At 36.1% G+C, this 1,244-nt stretch carries 1 pseudogene; it reads left to right on the top strand.

Features of this window, described 5'->3' with window-relative positions:
- Nucleotides 1-1,244: pseudogene (locus ABS764_RS16210) on the top strand (OmpA family protein); the annotation flags it as partial.

Below are 1,244 nucleotides of genomic sequence, written 5' to 3'. Positions count from 1 at the left end.
GCTCAGAAAGCCAAGTTGGCTAATGCCGATAAAGATTACGATAACTATGCTTATATCGATGCCATTAAAACCTATGAGAAAGTTGCCGAAAAAGGTTATAAGTCTGCCGATATGTTCCAAAAACTGGGAAATGCCTATTATTTTAATGGCGAATTAGACAAAGCTGTAAAATGGTACGGAGAACTTTTTTCCATGCCAGATACTACAATTCAAGCACCTTACTATTATCGCTATGCACAATCTCTACGCGCCATTGGTGATAATGATAAAGCCAACCAAATTCTGGAACAATTTGATAAAATTACAGCTGATGACAGCAGAGCCAAACTTTTTAAAGAAAACACCAATTATTTAGATGAAATAAAAGCAAATTCCGGAAGATACAAAATAGAAAACGCAGACATCAACTCTCAATATTCGGATTACGGTTCGAGTATTTATAACAATAAAGTAATCTTTACCTCGGCCAGAGATACCGGTAGTTTAGGTCAAAGAAAACACACCTGGACAGATCAGCATTTTACTCATCTTTACAGTGCTGATTTAGGTGAAGACAGGTCTCCCTCTAATCCGGTTAAGTTTAACAGATCTTTAAAATCTAAATTTAACGAAGCCACTCCGGTTTTTACCAAAGACGGTAAAACCGTTTATTTTACAAGAAACAATTATGTTAATGGTAAAAAAGGTAAAAACGAAAACGGAATTACATTAGTAAAATTATACAAAGCTACTTTAGAGGGTGAAAACTGGACTAATATTCAGGCGCTTTCTTTCACCAGTGACAGTTTCAGCACGGCCCACCCTACGCTGAGTCCTGATGAAAAAACCTTATACTTTGCTTCTGATATGCCGGGAACATTAGGAATGTCGGATATCTTTAAAGTACAGATTAATGAGAATGGTTCCTTTGGAACTCCTGTAAACTTAGGCCCTTCTTTAAATACTGAAGGAAGAGAAACCTTTCCTTTTGTAAGTCAGGATAACGAACTCTACTTTGCCTCTGACGGACATCCCGGTGTGGGAGGATTAGACATTTTTATGACTAAAATTAATGAAGATGGTTCTTTGAATAAAATACAAAATATCGGAATGGATGCTAATTCGCCTAAAGATGATTTTGCTTATATCATTGACAGTAAATCCAGAAGAGGTTTTCTATCTTCTAACAGAGATGGCGGACAAGGATATGATGATATTTACAAATTTCTGGAAACTAAAAGACTGATTTGCGAACAGGAATTATA

It is taken from the genome of Flavobacterium plantiphilum (assembly GCF_046000495.1).
Lineage (GTDB): Bacteria > Bacteroidota > Bacteroidia > Flavobacteriales > Flavobacteriaceae > Flavobacterium > Flavobacterium plantiphilum.
The sequence above is the reverse complement of the archived record's forward strand: the minus strand, read 5'-3'. Positions and strand labels throughout refer to the sequence as shown.